We start from the raw sequence: 23765 nt of genomic DNA, 5'->3' as shown, positions 1-23765 counted from the left end.
TGCGACTTCAGGCGGTCGGACAGACCGCCCGTTGCGTCCGCCGGTGCACGTAGGCCTCGAAGTCGACGACCGGTAGCGGCCGGCTGAAGAAATAGCCCTGATAGGCGTAGCAGCCAGCCTCGCGCAGGAAATCGAGCTGCGCCGCAGTTTCGACCCCTTCGGCGATGACTCCAAGATCCAGCGCCCGGGCCAACGCGACGATGGTGCGGGCGATGGTCGCGTCGCTCGGATCTTCCAGCACATCGCGGACGAAGGTCTGGTCGATTTTCAGCTGGTCGAGCGGCAGCCGCTTCAGGTAGGACAGTGACGAATAGCCGGTACCGAAATCGTCGAGTGCGAAACCAATGCCGATCTCGCGCAGGGCCAGCATCTTTTCGATGATTTCCTGGACATTGTCCACCAGCACGCTTTCGGTCAGTTCCAGCTTCAAGCGCACGGGGTTGGCCCCGCTGCGGGTCAGCGCCGCCTGGACCTGGTGGACGAAATCGTCCTGGCGCAACTGTCGGGCGCTGACATTGACGGCGATGCTCAGGTCGGCGAAATCCGGTTGCCCAGCCCAAGCCGCCAGCTGGCGGCAGGCGGTTTCGAGCACGAACTGGCCAAGCTGCACAATCAGGCCGGTTTCTTCGGCCAGCGGAATGAAATCAGCCGGCGACACGACGCCGCGCAGCGGATGGTTCCAGCGCACCAGCGCCTCGGCCCCGGTCAGGCACCCATGAACTGCCACCTGCGGCTGGTAGTAGAGCTGTAGTTGGCCATGTTCGATGGCGGCACGCAGATCGCCCTCGAGTTCGGCCCGGACGCGGACGGCCGACTCCAGCGTCGGGTCGAAGAAGCGCACGAGGTTGCGGCCGCTTTCCTTGGATTTGTACATCGCCAGGTCGGCCTGCTTCATCAGTTCATCGACGCCCAGCCTTTCGCCCTGGAACAGGGTGACGCCGATGCTGGCCGAGCTGCGGTGCACGGTGTCGCTGAGCAGGTAAGGCGTATAGAGGATGGCCAGAATCTTGTCGGCGATCATCTCGGCAATACTGGCGGCATGTTCCTGCTGTTCGCCGAGTGTCGACAGGACGACGACGAATTCGTCGCCGCCGATCCGCGCCACCGTATCTTCGAGCCGCACCACCTGGGTCAGCCGGCTGGCCACCTGGCGCAGCAGGCGGTCGCCGCGGTCGTGGCCGTAGGTGTCGTTGAGGGTCTTGAAATTGTCGAGGTCGATGAACAGCAGCGCGCCATGGTCGCCGCTGCGCACACCGGCGAGTTGCGCCTGGCGCAGGCGGTCGACGAGCAGGGTGCGGTTGGGCAGGCCGGTCAATTGGTCGTAGAAGGCCAGCGTCTTGATCCGCTCTTCCGAGCGCTTGCGTTCGGTGATGTCGATATGCGTGCCGATGTAGTGGCTGACGTTGCCGGCCTCGTCCTTGACGGCTGTGATGGTCAGCCATTTGGGATAGATCTCGCCGCTCTTGCGGCGGTCCCAGACTTCGCCCTGCCAGGTACCGGTAGCAATGACGGTAGCCCACATCTGCCGGTAGAACTCGTCGTCGTGCCGGCCAGAGCGCAGGATGCGCGGCGTCTGGCCCAGGACCTCCTCGGCGCTGTAGCCGGTGGTGTCGGTGAAGGCCTTGTTGACCCGCAGGATGACGCCGCGGGCATCGGTAATGACCATGCCTTCCTGCGACTCGAAGGCGGCGGCGGCGATGCGCAGGTCGGCCTCGGCCAGGCGCCGTCCGGAGATGTCGGTGACGTAGGTGAGGATGCAACGCTGCCCGTTGAGATCGATGGTCTCGCTCGACAGGATGACGTGGTGCTGGCTGCCGGCCTTGTGCAGCCAGGTCGTTTCGTATTCGGTCAGCCGCCCGCGCCGGGAGATTGCCGCCAGCCAGGCTTCGCGGGCCTGCCGCGTCGGCCAGAAGCCGACCTCCAGGGAAGTCTTGCCGATCAGATCGTCGCGCGACCAGCCGAAATTGCGTTCGTAGCTGGCATTGATTTCCAGGAAGCGGCCGTCGTCGGCCGCCGAGATTGAGGCGGCCAGCGGGCAGGAGTCGAAGGCCTTGGCGAATTTTTCCTCCGAACGCTCGAGCTCGACGCCGGCCAGCTTGCGCTGCGTGATGTCGGTATAAACCCAGATCGACGGCGCATCGAGCACCGCCCCAGGATTGAGCGGACAGCCCGACTGAATGACCCAGATACGCGAACCGTCGCGCCGGAACATCTCGGTCTCGAAACTGGTGAAACCCTTGCTGGCCAGCTGGGCATAGGCTTCCCTGCCAACGTCGGCGAAGTGCGCCTGCGAACCGTAGAAATTCTCCGTCGTCTGCCCTTCCAGTTCGTCCGGGCTGGCATAGCCGAACATGTCGGCAATGTGCTGGTTGCACTTGAGGATGCGCCGGTTGCACAACATCAGGATGCCGACCCGGGCGTGATCGAAGATCAGGCGCTGTTCCTGCAACAGTTCGTGCAGCCGGCGCTCCTTGTAGCGCCGCGTCGACAGGTCGCTCCAGACGCAGAGGATAACCGTGCGCCCCTGGAAATTGACGCAGGACAGCGTCACCTCGGCCAGGAAATCGCTGCCGTCGGCCCGCCGGTGCAGCCACTCGAAACAATGGAAACCGCGCTCCTGGACGAGGGTCAGGATGTGCTCGGCCTTGGCGAAGGAGTCTTGACCATCGGGCTGGTCGGGTGGCGACAGCGCCGACGGATGCAGGTTGAGCAGTACCTCGCGGCTCGGGTAGCCGAGGGTTTCCACCGCCGCCCCATTGCAGTCGACAAAGCAATTGGCCTCGATCATCAAGGCCGGATCGGGGGAAGATTCGAAAATCTTCCGGAACCAGTTCATTTCGTCGGAGACTGAAGTCATTCGGGCAGCGGGCTGTCCATCGATAGGAGCTTTCGTAGTCGCAATAATAACCACACCAAAATTGTGCTTATATCACTGGATAGCCGCGGACAGCTATATCGAAAGTCAAATTTAGTGCTCGGATGGCGAAAGAAATGCATACGCCGTGGCAATTTCGGGGAAATCGGCGAAAATCCGGACGATGATCCCGGCCACCGATTTCGACCTCCGCCCCTGCAATACCCTCGCCCTGCCCGGCAGGGCAGCCCGCTACCTCAAGATCTCTGCAGCGGACGAGCTGGCCGCCCCCGACCTGGCGCGGGACAGGCGCTTCATTCTTGGCGGCGGCAGCAACCTCGTGCTGACCGGCGACTTCGACGGCCTCGTCCTGCACATGGCCATTTTCGGAAAACACCTGCTCAAGGAGGACGCCGAGGCCTTCTACATCGAGGCCGGGGCTGGCGAGAACTGGCACGAATTCGTCCAATGGACCTTGCGCCAAGGCTGGCCAGGGCTGGAAAACCTGTCCCTGATTCCCGGCACGGTGGGCGCCGCGCCGATCCAGAATATCGGTGCCTACGGCCTTGAGGTCGGCGAGTGTTTCCAGGCGCTGACGGCCTGGGATTTCGAAAAACAGGCGTTTTTTCAGATTGACCGTAGCGCTTGCCGTTTCGCCTACCGCGACAGCCTGTTCAAGCAGGAGGGCTGGCATCTGAGCGGGCGCATGGCGATCACGTCGGTCGTTTTCCGGCTGCCCAAGAAGTGGATGCCCAACCTGCGCTACGCCGACGTTTCGCAGGAACTCGCTGCGCAGCACATTGCCACACCGACGCCGCAGAACATTGCCGACGCCATCGTCGCCGTGCGCCAGCGCAAGCTGCCGGATCCGGCGCGCATTCCCAATGCCGGCAGTTTTTTCCACAACCCGGTGGTGACCAAGGTGCAGGCCGAGGCGCTCAAGGCCGCTCACCCGACCCTGCCCAGCTACCCGCAACCCGATGGCCGGGTCAAGCTGGCCGCCGGCTGGCTCATCGAGCAGGCTGGCTGGAGAGGGAAGAATCTCGGGCCGGTCGGCATGTACGAAAAACAGGCGCTGGTCCTGGTCAATCGCGGCGGGGCGACCGGAGCCGACGTGCGGCGCACGATGGCTGCGGTGCAGGCCGACGTGGCGGCGCGTTTCGCCGTTGCCCTTACTCCCGAGCCGATTTTTCTGTAACGAACAGGCAGGCGGCGATGCCGGTGGCGACGGCGTCGGCCATGCGCGCCTGGCGTTCGGGATCGAGCAGTTCCAGTTCCTCGTCGCGATGCTTGATCACCCCTGCTTCGAACAGCACGGCGGGCAGCGTGGTGCGGTACAGAACAACCAGATTATCGTAATACCAGACGCCGTTTTGGGCATCGGCCGCCACATGCTTGCGCGCGTGCCAGGTCGACGGCTCGAAACCAGCCCGCCGCAGCATGGCGCCGATGGCCGACGCGCAGCGCAAGCTGGTCGGCGGATCTGGATTGTGCGCCGAGACGAAAATACCGTAGCCGCGTTTGACCTCGGTATAGCGTTGCGGCTTGCCGTCCCACTCCCAGTCGAGCAGCCACTGTTCGCTGATCGAATCGTGATGGATGGAAATGAAGAAATCGCTGCCCCGGGCGGCCTTGGGACGGGCGGCGAGGCTGCCGATCTGGCCGTCGAAATTGACCTCCTTGACGTCCAGATCACGCTCGCGCAGCGCCGTCACCACCCGGCCGGCGAAATCCCGGTTGAAGGCGAATTCGGGCCGGCCGCGGGCGCTGATCGCCCCGCTGTCGAGTCCGCCGTGGCCGACATCGACGGCCACCACGGCCGGCGCCGCCCCGGCGATACCGGCGGCAAAATAAAACCCGAGCAGTGAGACATATTTCATGAGCGAATTATCGCGGCAAATTAACATGGCGACCTTACCCTCCCCCATGGCGGCTAACAGCTAATAACTAGCAACTAACTAATATCGACCAAACACCATGCCCGAACTGACCGTCTTCTCCGCCACTACCCCGCCCCCGGTCCACGACCATCCCCGCCCGGACCGGCTGGTCAAGGGCAATCCGCTGCGCACCACCTGGGAGCATTTCCTGAGTGCCAACGGCGACCTGTCGGCCGGCATCTGGGCGTGCGAACCCGGGGCGTGGGATATCGCCTTCGCCCCCGGCAAGGATGAATTCTTCTGCGTCATCGAGGGCCGCATACGCATCATCAGCGCTTCCGGCCAGGCCGCCGAATTCGGTCCCGGCGATGCCTGCATCATTCCGGCCGGCTTCACCGGCAGCTTCGAAGTGCTCGAGGCGGTGCGCAAACACTACGTGCTCGTGGAACGCGGCTGATGAATTGCGCTATAGTTTCCCGGCCAAACAGGGGAAGGGAATGACCGTAGAGACAAGCCATCCGCGAGGCACCAGCGCTCACATGCCGGATCTGAACTGGAGCCAGGTGCGGGAAACGGTACTGATGCTCGAACTGTCCGCCGTACAGATCGAAGCCGCGATGAAGGACAGCGACAGCTCGGTCGACGTGCTGACCGATTCCTTCACGACCATGGCCAACTACATGCGGATGATTTCCGACACCATCGGCACCCTGCCCGACCACGGTGAAGTCGGCGTCGCCAAGCAGAACCTGAGCGGCGTTTCCGAACACGTTTCGCGCATGATGCACCAGGCCATCATCGCCTTCCAGTTCTACGACAAGCTGGTCCAGCGCCTCGGCCACGTCGGCCTCAGCCTGGGCGAGCTGAGCGAGCTGGTTGGCGATCCGCAGCGCCTGTTCAGCCCCGGCGAATGGGTCAACCTTCAGCATCGGATCAAGTCCAAGTATTCGACCCGCGAGGAAATCGCCATGTTCAATGCCGTCATGCAGGGCGTGCCGGTGCAGCATGCGGTCGACAAGTTCATGGCCGAGATGGATGGGAAAAGTGATGATATCGAATTCTTCTAGGCTTCGCCGCCCGCCTTCCGCCAACGCCTGGCCGCAGCCCCTACCGACCTCAAGCTGGAGATAGCCCCATGACCGACGCCACGGAACTACCGAATCTGCCGGGCATCGATACGGCCGACGGCATGAGACGCATGATGAACAAGGCCGGCCTGTACGAAAAGGTCCTGCGCGACTTCCACGCCCGCTTCATCGACGAACCGCAAGCCATCCGCGCCGCCATCACCGGCGGCGATCTGGTCGCTGCCGAACGTCACGCCCACAGCGCCAAGGGCTTGGCCGGTACCATCGGCGCCCCCGGCCTGCAGGACGCTGCCCGGGCGCTGGAAATGGCCTTGCACGACGGCGATGCCGCGCCTGAACAATTCCTGCTTCACTTCGAACGCGAACTGCAGCAGGTTCTCGACAGCATCGCCAACGGCTTCGGCATCGGCCGGGCCGGCTGATCCGGCGCCGAGACGGCGCACCATCCGCTTCAGAAATCGGCCGCCGCCTCCCACACGATATTGGCCTTGGCGCCGCCCTTGGCCGTCCGTTCCAGCATGTCGATCAGCGGCCAGGCGCGCTGGCCCAGCGCAACGACCGGCTCCTTCTTCTTGCCGTCGGCATCGGGTTCGTCGTCCACCGGTGGAGCCTCGGCCCGGCTTGCCGCATCGCGCAAGGTCCGGGCGGCAGCCAACATCTCGTCGGGCAGGAAAGCCCCCTTGGCCGTCGTGTCCTTGCCCAGGACCTGGAGCAGACTCCGGGCGGCATCGGCGAACATCATAATTTCCCCGGTTTCACTGGAGATAAAGCGAACGAGCATCGTTTTTCCTTTCGCATCTTTTTCCCGTTGTCACACAGACCGGCCTTCATGCAAAATGAACCGACGGGAGACAACATCATGACAACACATCTTACCGCCAATCCCTGGGACACCGGGACTGACGAACTGGAGCGCTACGCCCTCGAGGAATGCGTCAAGCGGCAGCGTGTGGACCATCGCGTCTCCGTCCTCATCATTTCCGACAAGCACTGCGAGATGGCACCCAAACTCGCCAACCTCGGCGCCCAGGTGCTGATCGTCGACCACCCGGCCTACCAGCAGGAAATCGAAGGCCGCATCCTGGCTTCCGGTCGACGCGACGAAATTTCCTTTGTCGCCTGGGAGCTGGACGCATTGCCTGAGGTATTTCCCGGTCAGCCCTACGATATGATCGTGATGCGCCGGGGTCTGTGCGGCAAGCCCTACGAACAGGCCCGCCAGATCGTCCGCCGGCTTCTGCTGCAGTTGCGCATCGGCGGCAAGCTGTATGTCTCGGTGCTCGGCCTGCACTCCGAACTCGGCGAGAATTATGCCGGCGGCAATGTCCTGATCGAACAGCGTTTCGCACCGCTCGCCGCGCCGTTGGCCGAGAAATATGGAATCCGGCAGCCGGTCTGCCTGTACACCGAACGTAACCTGTTCATGCTGCTGCTCGACGCCGGCGCCAGCGTGCTGCGCACCCTGACCACCACCTACGGCAACGTCAAGGGTATTGCCGTCCGCGTCTGATGCGTCTGGGCATCGACCTCGGCGGCACCAAGATCGAAATCGCCGCGCTGGCCGACGACGGCCGGGAACTGCTGCGCCGGCGCATCGCCACGCCGCAGGGCGACTACCTGGCAACGGTGATGGCCGTCGCCGGCCTGGTCGAAGCGGCCGAGGACGAACTCGGACAGCGCGGCAGCGTCGGCATCGGCATCCCCGGGGCCGAAGCGCGCCACAGTGGCCTGATCAAGAACGCCAACTCGACCTGCCTGATCGGCCAGCCCTTGCGCCGCGACCTGCAGGCCCTGCTCCAGCGTGAAGTCCGCCTGGCCAATGACGCCAACTGCTTCGCGCTGTCCGAAGCCATCGACGGCAGCGGCCGCGATGCCGAGGTCCTCTTCGGCGTCATTCTCGGCACCGGCGTCGGCGGCGGCATCGTCGTCCGGCAAAACGTGCTGGTCGGGGCCAATGCCATTGCCGGCGAATGGGGGCATAACCCCCTGCCCGGCCTGCGTGCCGACGACCAGCCGATGCCCGCCTGCTATTGCGGCCGCCACGGCTGCGTCGAAACCTACCTGTCCGGCCCGGGCCTCGCCGCCGACCATGCCCGCCATACCGGCGAGGCGCTGCACGCCGCCAGCATCGAAGCGCGCGCAGCACAAGGCGACAGTGCCTGCGAAGCCACGCTGCAGCGTTACGAGGATCGCCTCGGACGGGCGCTGGCCGGGGTAATCAACATCCTCGACCCGGACGTCATCGTGCTCGGTGGCGGCCTGTCCAACATGCAGCGCCTGTACCGCAACCTGCCCGAACGCTGCGCCCCCTACGTTTTTTCCGATACCGTCGCCACCCGCTTCCTGCCGCCAATGCACGGCGACTCGTCGGGCGTGCGCGGCGCGGCCTGGCTGTGGGATTGAGCCGGCCGATCGACAACATTGCAGGCTACGGGTATTCCAGCGCTTACTTTTGACGCCCGTGATGGCAAAATCGGCATGACCATGGCAACTATTTCCCTTTTTATCGGCGGCATTCGGCCGCTGCCCGAATCCGGTCGCCCGACCGGCATGTATAAACAACCGGCCAGTGGCCCGTTGCAGCTCGGTCACGAAGGCTTCGTCGGCGACCAGCAAGCCGACCGCCGGGTGCATGGCGGCCCCGACAAGGCGGTCCATCTCTTTCCCGCCGCGCACTACGCCAAGCTCGCCGCCCGCTTTCAGGACGCAGCGCCACAGCTGGTGGTCGGCAGCATAGGCGAGAACATTTCGACCCCCGACTTGGATGAAAGCGTCGTCCGGCTCGGCGACATCTGGCGTCTCGGCACCGCCCGCCTGCAGCTCTGCCAACCGCGCAATCCGTGCTGGAAGATAGACGAACGCTACGGCTGCGACGGCATAGCGCAATTCATCGCCGAACAGCGGCTGACCGGCTGGTACTGGCGTGTGCTGACCCCCGGCACGGTCAATCTGGACGACGAACTGCTGCTCGAACAGAGCGACCCTACCGCCTATACGCTGGCCGAGGCCATGCTGTGCTGGCAGGAACACCGCCCGCCGCTGGCCGACCTGGAAAAGCTGGCCGCCTCGCCCGGGATAGCCGACAACTGGCGGGAGAAAATCGTCAAGCGGCTGGATTGGCTGCGCCAGCATGCCAACGAGGCACCACCCGCGGTCAAGACCTTCCACACCAAACCGGAGCAGCCGTGAGTTATGCCCCGCCCCCGGCCGGCTGGCTCAGGCTGTTCCTGCCTTTTGCGGCCGGCTACTTCCTGTCCTACCTGTTCCGCACCGTCAATGCCGTCATCGGGCCGGTGCTGGCGCGCGAACTGGACCTCCCTGACAATGCCCTCGGCCTGCTGACCAGCACCTATTTCCTCGCCTTCGCCGCCGCCCAGCTGCCGCTCGGCATGCTGCTCGACCGCTACGGCCCGCGCCGGGTCGAGTCCGCGCTGCTGCTGGTGGCCGGTAGCGGCGTCGCCATCTTTGCGCTGTCCGATACGCTGGGCGGCCTGGCCATCGGCCGCGCCCTGATCGGCCTCGGCGTTTCGGCCTGCCTGATGGCCTCGTTCAAGGCCTTTGCGCTGTGGTTCCCGCCCGAACGGCAGGCATCGCTGACCGGCTGGATGATGGCGTCCGGCGGCCTCGGCGCCCTCGCCGCGTCCAAGCCGCTGGAATTCGCCATCGGCTTCACCAGTTGGCGCGTCATCGCCCTCGGCCTGGCCGTTGCCACCGTGCTGGTCGCCGCCCTCATCTGGTGGCGCGTACCCGATGCGCATGGCGACCACAAGCGCGCCGGTTTCGCCGAGCAGCTGGCCGGCGTCCGCGAGGTATTCTCGAGCCGCCATTTCTGGCGCTACGCGCCGATGGGCCTGCTGATGACCGGCGGTTTCATGGCCGTGCAGGGCCTGTGGGCGTCGCGCTGGATGATGGTGCAGGAAGACATGGAGCGCTCCGCCGTCGCGCTCCGCCTGACCTGGATCAGCGGCGCCATGCTGGCCGGCTTCCTGGTCATGGGATTCTTCGCCACCCGGCTGGTGCACCGCGGCGTCAAGCTGGAACACGTCTATCGCGGCGCGATGTCCGCCGCCCTCGGCAGTTTCGCCCTGATCGGCCTGTTCCCCGGCGTCGCCGGCGACCTGCTGTGGCCGCTGCTCGGCATCTGCTTCTCGCTGTCCAACATTTCCTATTCGCTGGTCGCCCAGGCCTTCCCGACGGCGCTGTCGGGACGCGCCAACACGGCGCTGAACCTGATGGTCTTCGTCGGCGCCTTCGGCCTGCAGTGGGGCATCGGCGGCTTCGTCGACGGCCTGCAGGCGCAAGGCTGGACGACCGCGGCGGCTTACCGGGCCGCCTTTCTCTCACTGCTAGGCGCTCAGGCGCTGGCCCTCGTCTGGTTCTGGCTTCCCGCCCGTCGGTCCTGACACAGCGAGGTCGACCTGCTGCAGATGGCCGACCTCACCCGCTTCCGTCAGGTAGATGCCGGCAGCACGTATCTCGCCGAGCAAGGTGTTGTCGTCGGTCTTGAGCGAGAACGGGGCCTCGACCGCACCGGTGTACAGGGCGCCGACGCCGCGCTGGGCCAATGACTGGAAGCCATCGCCCGACCACACGGCGAGGCGCTTGAAGGCGGCGTCGTTTTCGTCTATCCAGCCATTGTGGTTGTCATCGAGTTTGGCCAGGTCGGCAAAACCGTTGCCACTGGCGACGCCGAACAGTTCGCGGCCATCATCGGCCTTGCCGTTGCCATTGCGGTCGAAGACCAGGAAGCCGCTGCCCTGACCGAAGCCCGGGATTTCCTCGGCCTTGCCGTCAGCGTCGAGATCGAAATTGATACGGCTGGCCGACAACTCAGCCGACTTGCCGTCGAAACTGATCATCAGCGGATCTTTCAGGGCGATGGTAGCGCTGTCGTCGAAGCTGGACTTGCTCTGGTAATCGCGCTTCAGGTTCAGCGAGTAATCGAACTGAATCTGCCGCCCGTCCTCGGTCTGCACGCAGCCCTTCCCGCAGACGTTGGTGCGTTCCGATTCGCTAACCGTCTGCACGACATGGCTGCTCCACGTCATTTCCCGCTCGCGGCTGACCGGTGTCTGCTGCTCCGGCAGAGCGTCGACAGCGGCAAAGTTTTCCTTGCATTTCTTGCCGTCGAGGGCGGCGAGAATGGCATCGACCAGCGACTGCAGCAACTTTTCCACCCGCTTGCGGGCCTCGCCGGCATCATCGTTGGTGGGCTGCGCCAGGCTGTTGAAAACCTGCCGAAAGCTGCTCGTACTGGTCGCTTCGGTCAAGCGCTCATAGCGCTCGTCGTGGCTGGCCGACAGTTGGACGCTCGAATCCTGGATTTTCATGATGCGCTCCTTGCGATGGGTGGGTAAGCCTCATTGCAAGGGGCGTGCCGGTCAGAACTCCAGCGGGTCGACCTCGATATGCCAGCGCAGGCGCGATGGGGCCTTGAGGCTTTCGATAGCTTCCCGCCAGCGTGGCAGGAAGGCCTGCAGGGCGGGCCGGGAATGCGATTCGGCGAGCAACTGGCCGCGCTCCAGATTGGCCAGGCGGGCCATTTTCATCGGCACCGGGTCGTAGATCAGGACGCTGTCGTGCTCACCAATGACCGGCAGGGCAGCCGCCGCCTTCAGGAAGACGATGGCATCGGCCATTTCCGGCGCTTCGGCGCGCAGCATGGCCTGGAAGGCATAGGGCGGGAAACCGGCCTGCTCGCGTTCCTGGAGCTGCCCAGCAGCGAAGCCGGGATAGTCGTGAGCGACCAGCGACGCGAACAGCGGGTGATCCGGGTATTGCGTCTGGATCAGCACCTCGCCCTTCAGCTCGGCCCGCCCGGCGCGGCCGGCGACCTGCATCAGCTGCGCGAACAGCCGTTCCGGTGCCCGCCAGTCGGCGGCAAACAGGGCCGAATCGGCGCCCAGCACGCCGACCAGGGTCAGCTTGGGGAAATCGTGCCCCTTGGCCAGCATCTGCGTGCCGACCAGGATATCGGCCTCGCCGCCATGGATGCGTTCGAGCACCGCCTCCCACTGCTTGCGGCTCTTCACCGAGTCGCGGTCGACGCGCAGGATGCGCGCCTCCGGAAACTGCTCGTGCAGCCAGGTCTCCAGCCGCTGCGTGCCGCGTCCGAAGGGATGGATGTCCTGATTGCCGCAGGTCGGGCAGGCTTTCGGGATATGGTGCTCGAAGCCGCAGTGGTGGCAGCGCAGGCGGCGATCGGCCAGATGCAGCACCAGGTTGGCGGCGCAGCGCTTGCAGCGCGACACCCAGCCGCAGGCCGGACACGCCAGCACCGGCGCATAGCCGCGGCGATTGAGAAAGACCAGGCTTTGTTCGCCGCGCTCCAGCCGGGCCTGGATGGCGGCGACCAGCGGCGCGCTGACGCCTTCGGTAAGCACCATGCGCCGGGTATCGAGCAGCTTGACGGTCGGCAGGGTGGCCTCGGGATTGGCCCGTTCGCGCAGGGTCAGCATCCGGTAGCGTTTCGTCTGCGCATTGGCCCACGACTCCAGCGACGGCGTCGCCGAGCCGAGCACCACCGGGATCTTCAGCTGGTTGGCGCGGAATACCGCGACGTCGCGCGCCGAGTAGCGCATGCCGTCCTGCTGCTTGAACGAGGCGTCGTGCTCCTCATCGACGACGATCAGGCCGAGCCGCGGCAGGGGCGTGAAAATGGCCAGCCGGGTGCCGAGCACAATGCTCGCTTCACCGGAAAAAGCCGCCCGCCAGTTGCGCTCACGCGCCGCCTCGGCCAGTTCGCTGTGCAGCGACACCACGCCGCAGTCCGGGAAACGGGCGCGAACCCGGCCTTCGAGCTGCGGCGTCAGGTTGATTTCCGGCACCAGCAACAGGACCTGCCGGCCGGCGGCCAGCGTCTTGGCGATCAGGCGCAGATAGACCTCGGTCTTGCCGCTGCCGGTCACCCCGTGCAGCAGGTGGGCTGCAAAGCCGGCGGCCGGATCGACCGCCGCAACGGCCACTGCCTGTTCGCCGGTCAGCTCCGGAGGAGGAAGCGCGGCGGGCAGCTTGGCGGCCCGGCCATTGCGCCGGTCCGGCGGATCGAGGCGCTTGAGGCCGGCCGGCAGCGCCTGCATGACCACCTCGCCGAAAGCGGCCTGGTAGTAAGTGCTGGCGAACTCGCACAGGCCGAAGAAATCGCGCGGAAGGGGCGGCAGATCGTCGAGGATCTCACCGGCGGCCTTGAGCTGGTCGACCGGCCAGTCGCTGGCATCGGCCACGTCGACGATCACCCCGAGCTTTTCGCCGCGCCCGAACGGCACCCGGACGCGGCGGCCGACATCCGCCGGCGTGGCCGACTCGGCGACATAGTCGAAGAGTCGATGCAGCGGCAAATCGAGGGCAACGCGCAATACGGGCATCGTTTCAGCGGCCGAAGCCGTCATTTCTCCGAAAAAACAGGCTTGATCGCGACCAAATCGACGGCTTTTGGAGTTGTCCACAAAAGCTGTGGATAACTTTGTGAATTACTTCCGGCGCTTGGCGCCAGGTAACGGTCCGGTAAGGATTACGTCACTCTGCCGAAATATTGGGCAGACGGCAAAACGCTTTAAATTCAAACTCTTGAACAAACACACACCTGTCAAGGGTTTTTGCGGACATTTTTTTCACAGGCGGCAAAACTCTGTGCATAAGTCAAGCCTTGCCGCCTTCTTATGGCATTACTTACGTAATAGCCGGCTATGGGCATGCACCGTTTCAACGAGGGCCGTCACGCTCTCCGGCGGCGTGAACTGGGAGATGCCGTGGCCCAGGTTGAAGACATGGCCGGTATTGCCCGATCCGTAGCTGTCGAGCACCTTCTTCGCTTCTGCAGCAACGATTTCCGGCTGGGCGAACAGGACGTTGGGATCGAGGTTGCCTTGCAGGGCAACCTTGTCGCCGACGCGGCGGCGCGCTTCACCGATGTCGATGGTCCAGTCAAGACCGACCGCGTCACAGCCGATGGCAGCGATCTTCTCCAGCCACAGGCCGCCGTTCTTGGTGAACACGATGCTCGGAATGCGCTGGCCATCCTTGTCCTTCTTCAGGCCAGCGACGATACGCTGCATGTACTGCAGCGAAAATTCCTCATAGGCCGCGTTGGACAATGAACCGCCCCAGGTGTCGAAAATCATCACGGCCTGGGCGCCGGAATCGATCTGGGCGTTCAGGTAGGAAATCACCGAATCGGCGGTCACCGACAGGATGCGGTGCAGCAGGTCCGGGCGGTTGTAGAGCATGCCCTTGATGTGGCGGAAGTCGCTGGAGCCCTGCCCTTCGACCATGTAGCAGGCCAGGGTGTAGGGGCTGCCGGAGAAGCCGATCAGCGGCACCGAGTTGTCCAGGGCGCGGCGGATCTCCGACACGGCGTCCATCACGTAGCCGAGGTGTTCGTAGGGGTCCGGCGCGGTCAGGTTGTTGATCGCCCATTCCTCGCGCAGCGGGCGCTCGAACTTCGGACCCTCGCCTTCGGCGAAGTAGAGGCCGAGGCCCATGGCGTCCGGCACGGTCAGGATGTCGGAGAACAGGATGGCGGCGTCAAGGTCGTAGCGGGCCAGCGGCTGCAGCGTGACTTCGCAGGCCAGCGACGGCGTCTTGCACAGGTTCAGGAAGTTGCCGGCCCGTTTGCGGGTTTCGCAGTACTCGGGCAGGTAGCGGCCCGCCTGGCGCATCAGCCACAGCGGGGTGTATTCGGTCGGCTCCTTGAGAAGGGCGCGCAGGAAGGTATCGTTCTTGGGTCGGCTCACGTCGGACTCCGCCAGAAAATCGGAAAAGCGGCATTATCCGCCTTTCCCCGCTCGCGGTCACTTGCGCTGAATCAGGAAAAATCGGCGGGCCGCCGGATTCCCGCCTGGAAAGACGGCTTCCCGGCCCTTTCGTTCCTGTCCGGCCGGCCGTTTACTCCTCGCCGCGCTTGCCGAGCTTGACGTCCAGCTGCTTGAGCTTGCGGTAGAGGTGGGTGCGCTCCAGCCCCGAGCGTTCGGCCAGCTTGGTCATGTTGCCGCCCTCGAGGCGCAGATGATGCTCGAAATACAGCTTCTCGAACGCATCGCGGGCCTCGCGCAGCGGCTGATCGAACAGCGGCAGCAGGGACTGCATTTCCGGCTTGTCGCCGCCCTCCTGCGGCATGACCCGCAGCACGTCCTCAGCGCTGATTTCCTCATCCAGCGCGGTCAGCGCCAGATTGCGCACCAGGGCATAGAGGTCGCTCCAGCTCGATTCCGGCTGCCGCTTCCAGGGCAGGGTGCGCAGCGTATTGAGCGCCGCCGTGGAAAAACGGCGCAGCGGCACTTCGCTGCGTTCGACGAAATTGGTCAGCAACAGGCCGGCGATTTCCGGCAGCTCGTCGCCATGGCCGGCCAGCGAGGGCATGGCCACCCACACTTCGCTGATCCGGGCCAGCAGCTTGCTGTCCCAGCCGGCTTCGGCCAGCGTCGGCAGCGGCGTGACGGTGGCGGCGACCAGTTGCAGATTCAGCTTTTCCAGCCGGTCGACGGCGAAGGCCAGGTTCATCTGCTGCATCTTGCCGAGCACCGCCAGATCGGGCACGAACAGGATGCCGCCGGTGATCTTTTCCAGCATTTCCTGGGTCAGCGCGCTGCTCACTTCCGACAGGTCGAGCCACGGCGCCCGCGGCGGCTGCAGCGTGCGGGCGCAGATTTCCGCCATCCCGCCATGGGCACCCTTGACGAGCAGGACCGGTGCCTTGGCCGCGGCCTGTTCGAGGCGCCGCTTGAATTCCTTGACGAAGGCCGAGCGGGTGAAGGATTCCAGCGTCAGGGCCGGACGAGCCAGCGGCTTGTCGTGCTTGAGCGCCTTCTGCACGGTGGACAGCAGCTTCTGCAGGGCAATCGGCTTTTCCAGAAAATCGAAGGCACCGAAGCGGGTGGCTTCGACCGCCGTGTCGATGGTGCCGTGCCCCGACATCATGACCACCGGCATGTTGAGATGCCCGGCGGCGTGCCATTCCTTGAGCAGCGAAATGCCGTCCGTGTCCGGCATCCAGATATCGAGGAGGACCAGATCGGGGCGCAATTCGTTGCGAATCTGCCGGGCCGCGGTCGCGTTTTCCGCCAGCCGGACGTCGTAACCCTCGTCGATCAGGATTTCGGACAGCAGTTCGCGGATACCCACTTCGTCGTCAACGACCAGAATAATGGCCATTTTTGCCTTCCTCCTCTTTCACCAGGGGCAGGCGGATATCGATCCGCGCACCGCCCTCCGGTGCATTGCTGATTTCGATGCTGCCCTGGTGTTCGTCGACGATCTTCCTGACGATGGGCAGGCCCAGGCCGGTTCCCCGCGCCTTGGTGGTGACATAGGGTTCGAAGATGCGCGGCAACAGCTCGACCGGGAAACCCGGGCCGTTGTCGGCAATCGACAGGCGGGCATGACGGCTGCCGCGTTCGGTGCGGATGACGATGCGCGCGCCTTCACGACCTTCCAGCGCATCCTCGGAATTGCGCAGCAGGTTGTGGATGATCTGCCGCAACTGCGTGGCGTCGCCGAGGATGGCGCCGAGATCGTCGGCCAGCTCGGTTTCGATGGTCGCCGACGAACTCTCGTACAGGCCGAGCACTTCGCGGATCAGTTCGTTGAGGTCGAGCGGCGCCACTTCCGGCGCCGGCATCCGGGCATAGTCGCGGAAATCGTCGACCATGCGCTTCATGGCCTGCACCTGGTTGATGATGGTCTGCGTGCCGCGGGCCAGCATGTCGGCGTCGCCGTTGGTCAGCTTGTCGGCGAGCTTGAACTGCAGGCGTTCGGCGGACAGCTGGATCGGCGTCAGCGGATTCTTGATTTCATGCGCCAGACGGCGCGCCACTTCGCCCCAGGCCGCGCTGCGCTGGGCGGCGATCAGCCGGGTCACGTCGTCAAACACCACCACGTCGCCGCCGCCGCTCGCCTCGGGCAGGCGGGAACCACGCAGCAGCAGCACCTGCGGCATGCCGTTCGGGCGCTCCAGCTCGAGCTGTGCTTGCCATTCGACTTCCTCGGTCGCCGCAAATTGTTCGCGGATGAAGGCACCGAGCGCCTGTTGGCGCGGCCACTCGTCGACGGCAACGCTGATCACGCCGTCAAACTCGTCGTTGAGAATGGTCAGCGCCCCCTCGTTCACCGTGCGCAACACGAAGCGGCGGTCGAAAACGAGCACGCCGGTGGACAGGTTGGCGAGGATCGATTCGAGATAGCCGCGCGCCGATTCCAGTTCGGCCCGATGGCGCTCGGTGTCGCGGCGCGCATCATCGAGCTGGCGGGTCATGCGGTTGAAGGACTGGGTCAACACGCCGAGTTCGTCGCCGCTGTAGATCGCCTGGCGCGGCGAGAAGTCGCCCTGCGCCACGGCCTGTGTCCCTTCGGCCAGGATGTAGAGCGGCGCCGCCAGCCGGCGGGCCATCAGGTAGGCCAGCGCGAAGGCGCCGAACAGCGCGACGAGCACGGTCAGGGTCAGGGTCAGCGCGTAGATGCGGGTTAGGCCATCGCGCGCCAGCTGCAATTCCTGGTAGTCGCGATAGACGCCCTGCACCGCGTCGGCGTCATGGGCCAGCGCCGGCGGTACCGGATGCGTCAGTTGCAGGATGCGCGGCTCCTCGAACATGTCGCGCGCTGGCACCGGGACCAGCACGCGTAGGTAGAGCTTGCCGCCGTCGCCTTCCACCGCACCGATCGAGCGGGTATTGCGTGCCTGCTTGAGCTGCGCCTGACTGGGCAGATCGGGCATCAGAACGGCCAGTTCGCTGGTCGCGCTCGACAGCAGCTGGCCGCCCACCGAGAACAGGGCTGCCGTCTGTACGCCCTTTTCCTCGCGCAGGCGCAACAGGGCAGAACGGCGCGACGCTTCCTGGATGTCGGACAGCTCGGCGGCCATGCTGCGCCCCTTGTCCACCATGTCGGCGAGCAGCGAATCGAGCGCGGAGCGGCCGAGATGCAGGCCGGATTCCAGCGCCTTCTCGACGCGCACGTCGAACCAGCTTTCGATCGAGCGGGTGACGAACTGCACCGACACGCCGTAGACCAGCGCCCCCGGCAGCACGGCGATGACGCCGAACATCAGCATCAGGCGCAGCTTGAGCCGGGCGCCGAACACCTGCGCCTGGTAGTCGCGCCACAGGGTGCGCAACTGCCAGCCGACCAGGCCGAGCATGCCGAGCGCCAGCACGATGTTGAGGCCGATGAGCAGCGGGTAGTTGCGAGAAAAGATGACCGTATCGGCGGCCGTGGACATCAGCAGCAGGAACCACAGGATGCCGCCGACTGCCGCTGCGAAGGCGCCGCCTGCCGCCAGGAAACGCTTCACTTGGCGGCCTCCAGCACCGGCAAGGGCGGCAGATTGACCTGCCAGGCCTTCCAGTCGGAAGCCAGGCTCCAATCCTTGTTGCCCAGCGCCGTGATCTGGAAGGGCCGGGGCAGCTGCGTCACATCGAGCCGCAGGCGCAGCACCGCATCGTAGAGCTCGCCCGAACGGATGCCCTTCTCGCCGCGCTCGACGACCACCCAGTTGCGCAAGCGGGACAGCACCTGCACCGCTTCCGACAAGGTGGCGAACGACTGGTGCAGGCCGCCGGTCGACAGGCGGTACTGGCGGGTCAGCGCGTGGTAGGACAGGCGGTAGGTCTGGCTGCGCGTGGCCAGCTTTTCGTCCAGCCAGTACCAGCGTGCCCGGGTCAATTCGAAATCGGCGACGAAGTGCAGCACGACCCCCTTGGTGACCGCTTCTTCGAGGCGCGGATTCAGTTCAAACTTGAAATCGGCTGACAGCACGTAGCCGTCGTCAGCCGGCTGCAGTTGCGGATTGACCACCTCGATCTCGGCGGCCAGGGCGATGGCCGGCAGCATGACCAAGGCCAGCAGCCAGCGGCGCAGCAGCACGAGCACGCCAGCCACCCGGTCGGCCGGTCTCGCCCGGCATTCAGGCATGCTTTTCAAGCAGACAGTAGAAAAAGCCATCGTGATCGGCAGTCGGTAATAGCTGTTCTTCGTGACAACGACGGACCTGCGGGTGGCGTTCCAGGAAGCGCCCAATCTGGGCTCCGTTTTCGGCCGGAAATACCGAGCAGGTTGCGTAAAGCAGTTTACCCCCCGGCCGCACGACCTGCCACAAAGCTTCGAGAATCCGGGCCTGCGCCTTTGCAAAGCTGGCGATATCCTCGGCACGGCGCAACCATTTGGTATCCGGATTGCGGCGCACCACGCCGCTCGCCGTGCACGGCACGTCGGCCAGCACCGCATCGAACGGGCGACCGTCCCACCATTGGTTCAACTTGACGCAATCGGCCACCTTGACCGCGGCCTGCAGCTGGAGGCGGGCCAGGTTTTCTTCGATACGGCGGCAACGCGAAGCCTTCAAATCGAGCGCCAGCAGATCGAGATCGGCCCGCTCGAGCAGATGCGCCGTCTTGCCGCCCGGCGCTGCGCAGGCATCGAGCACGCGGCTGCCCGGTACCGGGTCGAGCAGGCTGGCCGCCCGCTGGGCGCCCGGGTCCTGTACCGACACCACGCCCTGCGCGAAGTCCGGCAGCGCCTCGACGGCCACCGGCCGGGCCAGCGCCACGCCGCATTCATCTATCGGCTGGCCGGCTATCCCGGCCGCCCGCAGGCGGGCCAGATAAGCGTCGCGGCTCGTCTGCCGCTGATTGACCCGCAAGCCCATCGGCGGCGGCGTATTGCCGGCCGCCACGATACCTTGCCAGGCGTCCGGATAGGCGGCCTGCAATTCGGCCAGCCACCAGGCCGGGTGCTGGGCCGAGGCGACTGGGTCATTTTCAGCCGCCGCCGTCAGTGCCTCCTGCTGGCGCAAGAAATTGCGCAATACGCCATTGACCAGGCCGCGAAAATTGCCGCCCGCCACCTCGGCGGCGGCAAAGACCGCCTGGTCGACCACGGTATGCACGGCATCCGGCCGCGTTTCAACCCGGTAGATGGCAACCAGCAGCAAGGCACGGACTTCGTCGGCCGCCAGCGGCCGGTCGAGCAGGCGGGACAGGAAGAAATCGCCCCGGCCATAAGCCCGCAGGCTGCCATAGGCGATATCCTGAACGGCTGGCCGGGCGACCGGATCGACCCGACCGAGCAGACCGTCGGCCAGGCTCTGTCCACCGATAACGGCGGTATGGATGCGGGCGGCCTGGAGCAGGGCGTAGGCGAGGGAATCGGGCGGCAATCTGGACATAGGCCGCGATTATCGCACGCGGCATAATGGGGCAATGCGCCGTTTCCTCACTGCCTTGATTTTCTTTGTTGCCGCCCTGCCCGCCCATGCCTGGAATGCCGCCGGCCACCGCCTGGTCGCCGTCATCGCCTGGCAGCAACTGTCGCCACCGGCCCGTACCGCCATCAGCGCCGCCCTCGCCCGCCACCCCGACCATACCCGCTGGCAGGCCAGTGCCCGTTCGAGCGATGCCGGCGAACTATTTGCCGAGGCCGCCACCTGGCCGGACGACATCCGCAACGACCCGCGCTTTTTCGACGAGGATCGCGATCCGCCGACGCCCGCTTTGCCCGGCTTTCCCGATACGGCGCGCCACAAGCGCTGGCATTACGTCGACCTGGATGCGGCCGGCAAGGTGCAGAGCGGCGAGTTGGATCGCCAGATCGAGCGCCTGAGCAAGCTGCTGAAAACCAGCCGCAACGCCGAGCAAATCACCTATGCCCTGCCCTGGCTGCTGCATCTGGTCGGCGACATCCACCAGCCGCTGCATGTCGGGCGGCATGGCGACGAAGGTGGCAACCAGGTCGAAATCGAAAATCCGTTCAACAAGCGCCTGCCCTTCAGCAGCCTGCATCTATATTGGGACGACCTGCCCGGCCCACCGTGGCTACGGGGCCAGCGGCTCGACGACATTGCCAGCCGCCTGCTGGCGCGTTACCCGGCGCCCGAGCAAGGCAACGCCAGCCTGTGGCGCCAGGAAAGCCACGATCTCCTGGCGACCGCCTATCCGGGCGAACAGGGCAGCCTGCTTCCGATCATCGATGAGGACTTCCAGCGCGCCAGCCGCAACACGGCCAACCGGCGCCTGGTCGCCGCCGGCTACCGCCTCGGCCGCCTGCTCGACGGCATTTTCGACGTCCCGGTTTCAGGCGCCAGGCAATAGAATGTCGTCATGAACGGACTGCACCTGATCGCCGACCTGCACGATTGCCGCTGCGCCCCGGTCCTGCTGCTCGACGCAGCGGAACTGGAACGCTATTGCGTCGATGCCTGCCGGCGCCATGGGCTGACCGTCGTCGGCCGCCTGTTCCATGCCTTTCGCGATACCCACGGTGAGCCAGCAGGAGTCACCGGCACCGTCGTCCTCGCCGAATCGCATCTCGCGCTGCACACCTGGCCGGAAATCCGCGCCGTGACGCTCGATATCTACGTCTGCAATTTCAGCGGCGACAACAGCGCCCGGGCGCGTGCCCTGTTCGACGAAGCCGTCGCCCGCTTCACCCCCGGCCAGCTGGAAAAAAAAGAGGTGGCCCGCGGCCACCTCGGGGAATCAGTCGGGGCCTAGCCCCAACCGCCCATCGCACGCAAGCGGGCAATGCGTTCGCCGGTATCCGGGTGCGTCGAGAACAGGCCGCGCAGGCCGCCGCCGGACAGTGGATTCATGATCATCATCTGTGCCGTTTCCGGGTGCGCTTCGGCCGGCCCCAGCGGAATGCGGCCTTCGGCGTACATCTGGATCTTGCCCAGGGCGTCGGCCAAGGCATTCGGGTCGCCGCTGATTGCGGCGCCGCCGGCATCAGCCTCGAATTCGCGGGCCCGGGAAATGGCCATCTGGATCAGACTGGCGGCCAGCGGCGCGAGAATCGCGACCAGGATGCCGACCAGCGGATTGACCGAACGCCCCTCCTCGTCGCGACCGCCGAAGAACATGGCGAAATTGGCCAAGGCCGAAATGGCGCCGGCCATGGTCGCCGAGATGGTCGAGATCAGGATGTCGCGATGCTGGACGTGGGCCAGTTCATGCGCCATCACGCCGCGCACTTCGCGCGCCGACAGCAGCTGGATGATGCCGGTCGTCGCCGCCACCGCGGCATGCGCCGGATTGCGCCCGGTGGCGAAGGCGTTCGGCTGCGCTTCGTTGATGATGTACACCTTGGGCATGGGCAGTCCGGCCTTGCCGGCCAGTTCTCGGATCATGGCGTAGAACTGCGGGGCGCTGGTTTCGTCGACCGGCTGGGCATTGTACATCTTCAGCACCATGCTGTCGGAGAACCAGTAGGAGAACAGGTTCATCGCGCCGCCGAAAAGCAGCGCCAGTAGCATGCCCGACTTGCCACCGATCATGCCGCCGACGATGCCGAACAGCGCCATAATGGCGGCCATCAGGATGGCGGTCTTGACCCAGTTGAACATGGCTCTACCTCCGTGAGGTCGTTAATCCAGCAAGTTAACTAGGGCCGGCGGGCCGAAAATCAAGCCGGCATGTCGAAGCGATCGCCGACCTTGAGCGGATGGCCGGCCAGGAATTGCTGCACCGGCAAGCGCTTGCCACCGGCCTTCTGCAATTCGCTGACGGCCAGCGCGCCATCGCCGCAGGCGATGACGATCTGCTGACGGTCGACCGCCAGAACGGCACCGCACTCGCCCTTGCCCGCCACCGGTGCCGCCTGCCATAGCTTGACGGTTTGCCCGCCGAACTGCGCCTGCGCCCCTGGAAAGGGATTGAAAGCCCGGATATGGCGATCCAGCTCGGTGGCGCTCCTGGTCCAATCGATGGCCGCCTCGGCCTTCTCGATCTTGTGCGCATAGGTGACGCCTTCAGTTGGCTGCGGAGCGGCCGGCAAAGGCAACTTGCCGAGTGCTTCAACGACCAATTGGGCGCCAAGGGCGGCGAGCCGGTCATGCAACGTTGCCGTGGTGTCGCTGGCGGCAATCGGAAACTCCCCGCGCAACAATACCGGACCGGTATCCAACCCGGCTTCCATCTGCATGATGCAGACGCCGGTTGCCGCGTCGCCGGCCAGCAAGGCGCGCTGGATGGGCGCCGCACCGCGCCAGCGCGGCAGCAGCGAAGCGTGGATGTTGATGCAGCCGAAACGCGGCAGGTCGAGCACAGCCTGCGGCAGGATCAGGCCATAGGCGGCGACGACCATGACCTCGGCACCGACGGCGGCGATCTTGGCCTGCGCCTCTTCATTCTTGAGCGTCAGCGGCTGGAAGACTTCGATGCCGTGTTCCAGCGCTACTTTCTTGACCGCCGACGGTTGCAACGTCATGCCGCGCCCGGCCGGGCGGTCCGGCTGGGTCAGCACCAGGGCGACCTCGTGGCCGGCAGCGACGATGGCCGACAGGGCCTGGGCGGCAAATTCCGGCGTTCCGGCGAAGATCAGCTTCATGCCGTGACGCGCGCCTGCTTGGCCAGCTTGCTCTTGATACGTCCCTGTTTCAGTTGCGACAGGTGGTCGACAAAGACGATGCCGTTCAGGTGGTCGATTTCATGCTGGATGCACACCGCCAGCAGGCCATCGGCGTCCATCGTCCGCTGCTTGCCGTCGAGGTCGAGGTAATGGATCGTCACCCGCTCGGCGCGCTCGACCTTGTCGTAGATCCCGGGCACCGACAGGCAGCCCTCCTCCCCAATCTGTTCGCCCTCGCAGCGCGACAGGCTCGGATTAACGAACACGAGCAACTGGTTCTTCTCTTCCGAAATATCGATCACCACCACCCGCAGATGCACATCCACCTGCGTCGCGGCCAAGCCGATACCCGGCGCTTCGTACATGGTTTCCGCCATGTCCGCCGCCAGTTTTCGAATGCCGTCGTCGATCTCGACAACGGGTCGGGCAAGCTTTTTCAAACGGGGATCGGGAAAACGCAAAATGGGTAGAAGAGCCATATCAGGAATGGAATAAAAGCTTGCTCGCTTAGGTTATTACGTGCAGAATCTAAAGCAATTCCGAGGTATATAAACGCAAATCGCTTGACGCTACTGAGACCGTATCGGCGGTATTGCGTTCCACCGGCACAAG

The 23765-nt window shown here is 65.0% G+C and carries 23 protein-coding genes; 10 read left to right on the top strand and 13 right to left on the bottom strand.

What is annotated here, in order from left to right; translation table 11 throughout:
- Positions 1 to 7: 7 nt before the first annotated feature.
- Positions 8 to 2857: a bifunctional diguanylate cyclase/phosphodiesterase gene (locus LZ012_RS02465; protein WP_275707208.1), complete on the bottom strand. Its 2850-nt coding sequence runs from the start codon at positions 2855 to 2857 to the stop codon at positions 8 to 10.
- A gap of 181 nt (positions 2858 to 3038) precedes the next feature.
- On the opposite strand from LZ012_RS02465, the gene murB reads away from it, so the two are divergent.
- Positions 3039 to 4052 (top strand): UDP-N-acetylmuramate dehydrogenase, encoded by a 1014-nt coding sequence (gene murB / locus LZ012_RS02460; protein ID WP_275707206.1) that lies wholly within the window; start codon positions 3039 to 3041, stop codon positions 4050 to 4052.
- On the opposite strand, the gene LZ012_RS02455 is transcribed toward murB, so the two are convergent.
- Positions 4027 to 4734 (bottom strand): N-acetylmuramoyl-L-alanine amidase family protein, encoded by a 708-nt coding sequence (locus tag LZ012_RS02455; protein WP_275707204.1) that lies wholly within the window; start codon positions 4732 to 4734, stop codon positions 4027 to 4029. The genes murB and LZ012_RS02455 overlap by 26 nt on opposite strands.
- A gap of 97 nt (positions 4735 to 4831) precedes the next feature.
- Here LZ012_RS02455 and LZ012_RS02450 point away from each other — a divergent pair, with 97 nt between their 5' ends.
- From LZ012_RS02450 to LZ012_RS02440, 3 genes are all read left to right on the top strand, one after another.
- Entirely contained in the window at positions 4832 to 5191 is a 360-nt protein-coding gene (locus tag LZ012_RS02450) for a cupin domain-containing protein (protein ID WP_275707202.1), read from the top strand.
- An 82-nt stretch (positions 5192 to 5273) separates the two neighbouring features.
- Positions 5274 to 5801 carry a hypothetical protein gene (locus LZ012_RS02445; protein ID WP_275707200.1) on the top strand — a complete coding sequence of 176 codons (528 nt, stop codon included), beginning with the start codon at positions 5274 to 5276 and terminating at the stop codon, positions 5799 to 5801.
- Positions 5802 to 5869: 68 nt separating this feature from the next.
- Positions 5870 to 6244: an Hpt domain-containing protein gene (locus tag LZ012_RS02440; protein ID WP_275707197.1), complete on the top strand. Its 375-nt coding sequence runs from the start codon at positions 5870 to 5872 to the stop codon at positions 6242 to 6244.
- 29 nt (positions 6245 to 6273) lie between these two features.
- On the opposite strand, the gene LZ012_RS02435 is transcribed toward LZ012_RS02440, so the two are convergent.
- Positions 6274 to 6603: a DUF1840 domain-containing protein gene (locus LZ012_RS02435; RefSeq protein WP_275707195.1), complete on the bottom strand. Its 330-nt coding sequence runs from the start codon at positions 6601 to 6603 to the stop codon at positions 6274 to 6276.
- Positions 6604 to 6681: 78 nt separating this feature from the next.
- On the opposite strand from LZ012_RS02435, the gene LZ012_RS02430 reads away from it, so the two are divergent.
- The 4 genes from LZ012_RS02430 (at position 6682) to LZ012_RS02415 (ending at position 10225) form a co-directional block, all read left to right on the top strand.
- Positions 6682 to 7332, top strand: coding sequence for a hypothetical protein (locus tag LZ012_RS02430; RefSeq protein ID WP_275707193.1), 651 nt, complete (start codon positions 6682 to 6684; stop codon positions 7330 to 7332).
- On the top strand, positions 7332 to 8225 hold the full coding sequence (locus LZ012_RS02425; protein ID WP_275707191.1) for an ROK family protein: 894 nt from the start codon (positions 7332 to 7334) through the stop codon (positions 8223 to 8225). Before LZ012_RS02430 ends, LZ012_RS02425 begins: the two co-directional genes overlap by 1 nt.
- An 81-nt stretch (positions 8226 to 8306) precedes the next feature.
- Positions 8307 to 9011 carry an MOSC domain-containing protein gene (locus tag LZ012_RS02420; protein ID WP_275707189.1) on the top strand — a complete coding sequence of 235 codons (705 nt, stop codon included), beginning with the start codon at positions 8307 to 8309 and terminating at the stop codon, positions 9009 to 9011.
- Positions 9008 to 10225 (top strand): MFS transporter, encoded by a 1218-nt coding sequence (locus LZ012_RS02415; RefSeq protein WP_275707187.1) that lies wholly within the window; start codon positions 9008 to 9010, stop codon positions 10223 to 10225. The genes LZ012_RS02420 and LZ012_RS02415 overlap by 4 nt, the downstream gene beginning before the upstream one ends.
- Here the strand turns inward: LZ012_RS02415 and LZ012_RS02410 are convergent.
- The 7 genes from LZ012_RS02410 to rsmB all read right to left on the bottom strand — a co-directional run bounded on the left by LZ012_RS02410 (position 10169) and on the right by rsmB (position 19977).
- Positions 10169 to 11152 (bottom strand): hypothetical protein, encoded by a 984-nt coding sequence (locus LZ012_RS02410; RefSeq protein ID WP_275707185.1) that lies wholly within the window; start codon positions 11150 to 11152, stop codon positions 10169 to 10171. The two genes, LZ012_RS02415 and LZ012_RS02410, sit on opposite strands and share 57 nt — an antisense overlap.
- Before the next feature lie 51 nt (positions 11153 to 11203).
- Positions 11204 to 13186 carry a primosomal protein N' gene (locus LZ012_RS02405; protein WP_275707183.1) on the bottom strand — a complete coding sequence of 661 codons (1983 nt, stop codon included), beginning with the start codon at positions 13184 to 13186 and terminating at the stop codon, positions 11204 to 11206.
- A gap of 300 nt (positions 13187 to 13486) precedes the next feature.
- Positions 13487 to 14554, bottom strand: a complete 1068-nt coding sequence (hemE, locus tag LZ012_RS02400; protein ID WP_275707181.1) for a uroporphyrinogen decarboxylase — start codon at positions 14552 to 14554, stop codon at positions 13487 to 13489.
- A 151-nt stretch (positions 14555 to 14705) separates the two neighbouring features.
- Entirely contained in the window at positions 14706 to 15971 is a 1266-nt protein-coding gene (locus tag LZ012_RS02395; protein WP_275707179.1) for a sigma-54-dependent transcriptional regulator, read from the bottom strand.
- Entirely contained in the window at positions 15949 to 18105 is a 2157-nt protein-coding gene (locus LZ012_RS02390) for a sensor histidine kinase (protein WP_275707177.1), read from the bottom strand. The genes LZ012_RS02395 and LZ012_RS02390 overlap by 23 nt, the downstream gene beginning before the upstream one ends.
- Positions 18102 to 18725, bottom strand: a complete 624-nt coding sequence (locus LZ012_RS02385) for a DUF4390 domain-containing protein (protein WP_275707175.1) — start codon at positions 18723 to 18725, stop codon at positions 18102 to 18104. Before LZ012_RS02385 ends, LZ012_RS02390 begins: the two co-directional genes overlap by 4 nt.
- Positions 18718 to 19977, bottom strand: a complete 1260-nt coding sequence (gene rsmB / locus LZ012_RS02380; RefSeq protein WP_275707173.1) for a 16S rRNA (cytosine(967)-C(5))-methyltransferase RsmB — start codon at positions 19975 to 19977, stop codon at positions 18718 to 18720. The genes LZ012_RS02385 and rsmB overlap by 8 nt, the downstream gene beginning before the upstream one ends.
- 34 nt (positions 19978 to 20011) lie before the next feature.
- Here rsmB and LZ012_RS02375 point away from each other — a divergent pair, with 34 nt between their 5' ends.
- Both LZ012_RS02375 and LZ012_RS02370 read left to right on the top strand, forming a co-directional pair.
- Complete coding sequence (locus LZ012_RS02375; protein ID WP_275707171.1) at positions 20012 to 20899, top strand: S1/P1 nuclease; 888 nt, start codon at positions 20012 to 20014, stop codon at positions 20897 to 20899.
- Positions 20900 to 20908: 9 nt separating this feature from the next.
- Positions 20909 to 21301 carry an S-adenosylmethionine decarboxylase family protein gene (locus LZ012_RS02370; protein ID WP_275707169.1) on the top strand — a complete coding sequence of 131 codons (393 nt, stop codon included), beginning with the start codon at positions 20909 to 20911 and terminating at the stop codon, positions 21299 to 21301.
- Here the strand turns inward: LZ012_RS02370 and htpX are convergent.
- From htpX to def, 3 genes are read right to left on the bottom strand one after another with little or no spacing between them, the layout of a single operon-like run.
- Positions 21298 to 22149 carry a zinc metalloprotease HtpX gene (gene htpX, locus LZ012_RS02365; protein WP_275707167.1) on the bottom strand — a complete coding sequence of 284 codons (852 nt, stop codon included), beginning with the start codon at positions 22147 to 22149 and terminating at the stop codon, positions 21298 to 21300. The two genes, LZ012_RS02370 and htpX, sit on opposite strands and share 4 nt — an antisense overlap.
- 59 nt (positions 22150 to 22208) lie before the next feature.
- Positions 22209 to 23132: a methionyl-tRNA formyltransferase gene (fmt, locus tag LZ012_RS02360; RefSeq protein ID WP_275707165.1), complete on the bottom strand. Its 924-nt coding sequence runs from the start codon at positions 23130 to 23132 to the stop codon at positions 22209 to 22211.
- Entirely contained in the window at positions 23129 to 23632 is a 504-nt protein-coding gene (gene def, locus LZ012_RS02355) for a peptide deformylase (protein WP_275707163.1), read from the bottom strand. The genes fmt and def overlap by 4 nt, the downstream gene beginning before the upstream one ends.
- Between the last annotated feature and the right edge of the window lie 133 nt (positions 23633 to 23765).

It is taken from the genome of Dechloromonas hankyongensis, assembly GCF_022012295.1.
GTDB lineage: Bacteria > Pseudomonadota > Gammaproteobacteria > Burkholderiales > Rhodocyclaceae > Azonexus > Azonexus hankyongensis.
Note: the sequence above shows the minus strand (reverse complement) of the source record. Positions and strands in the feature narration are given on the sequence as shown.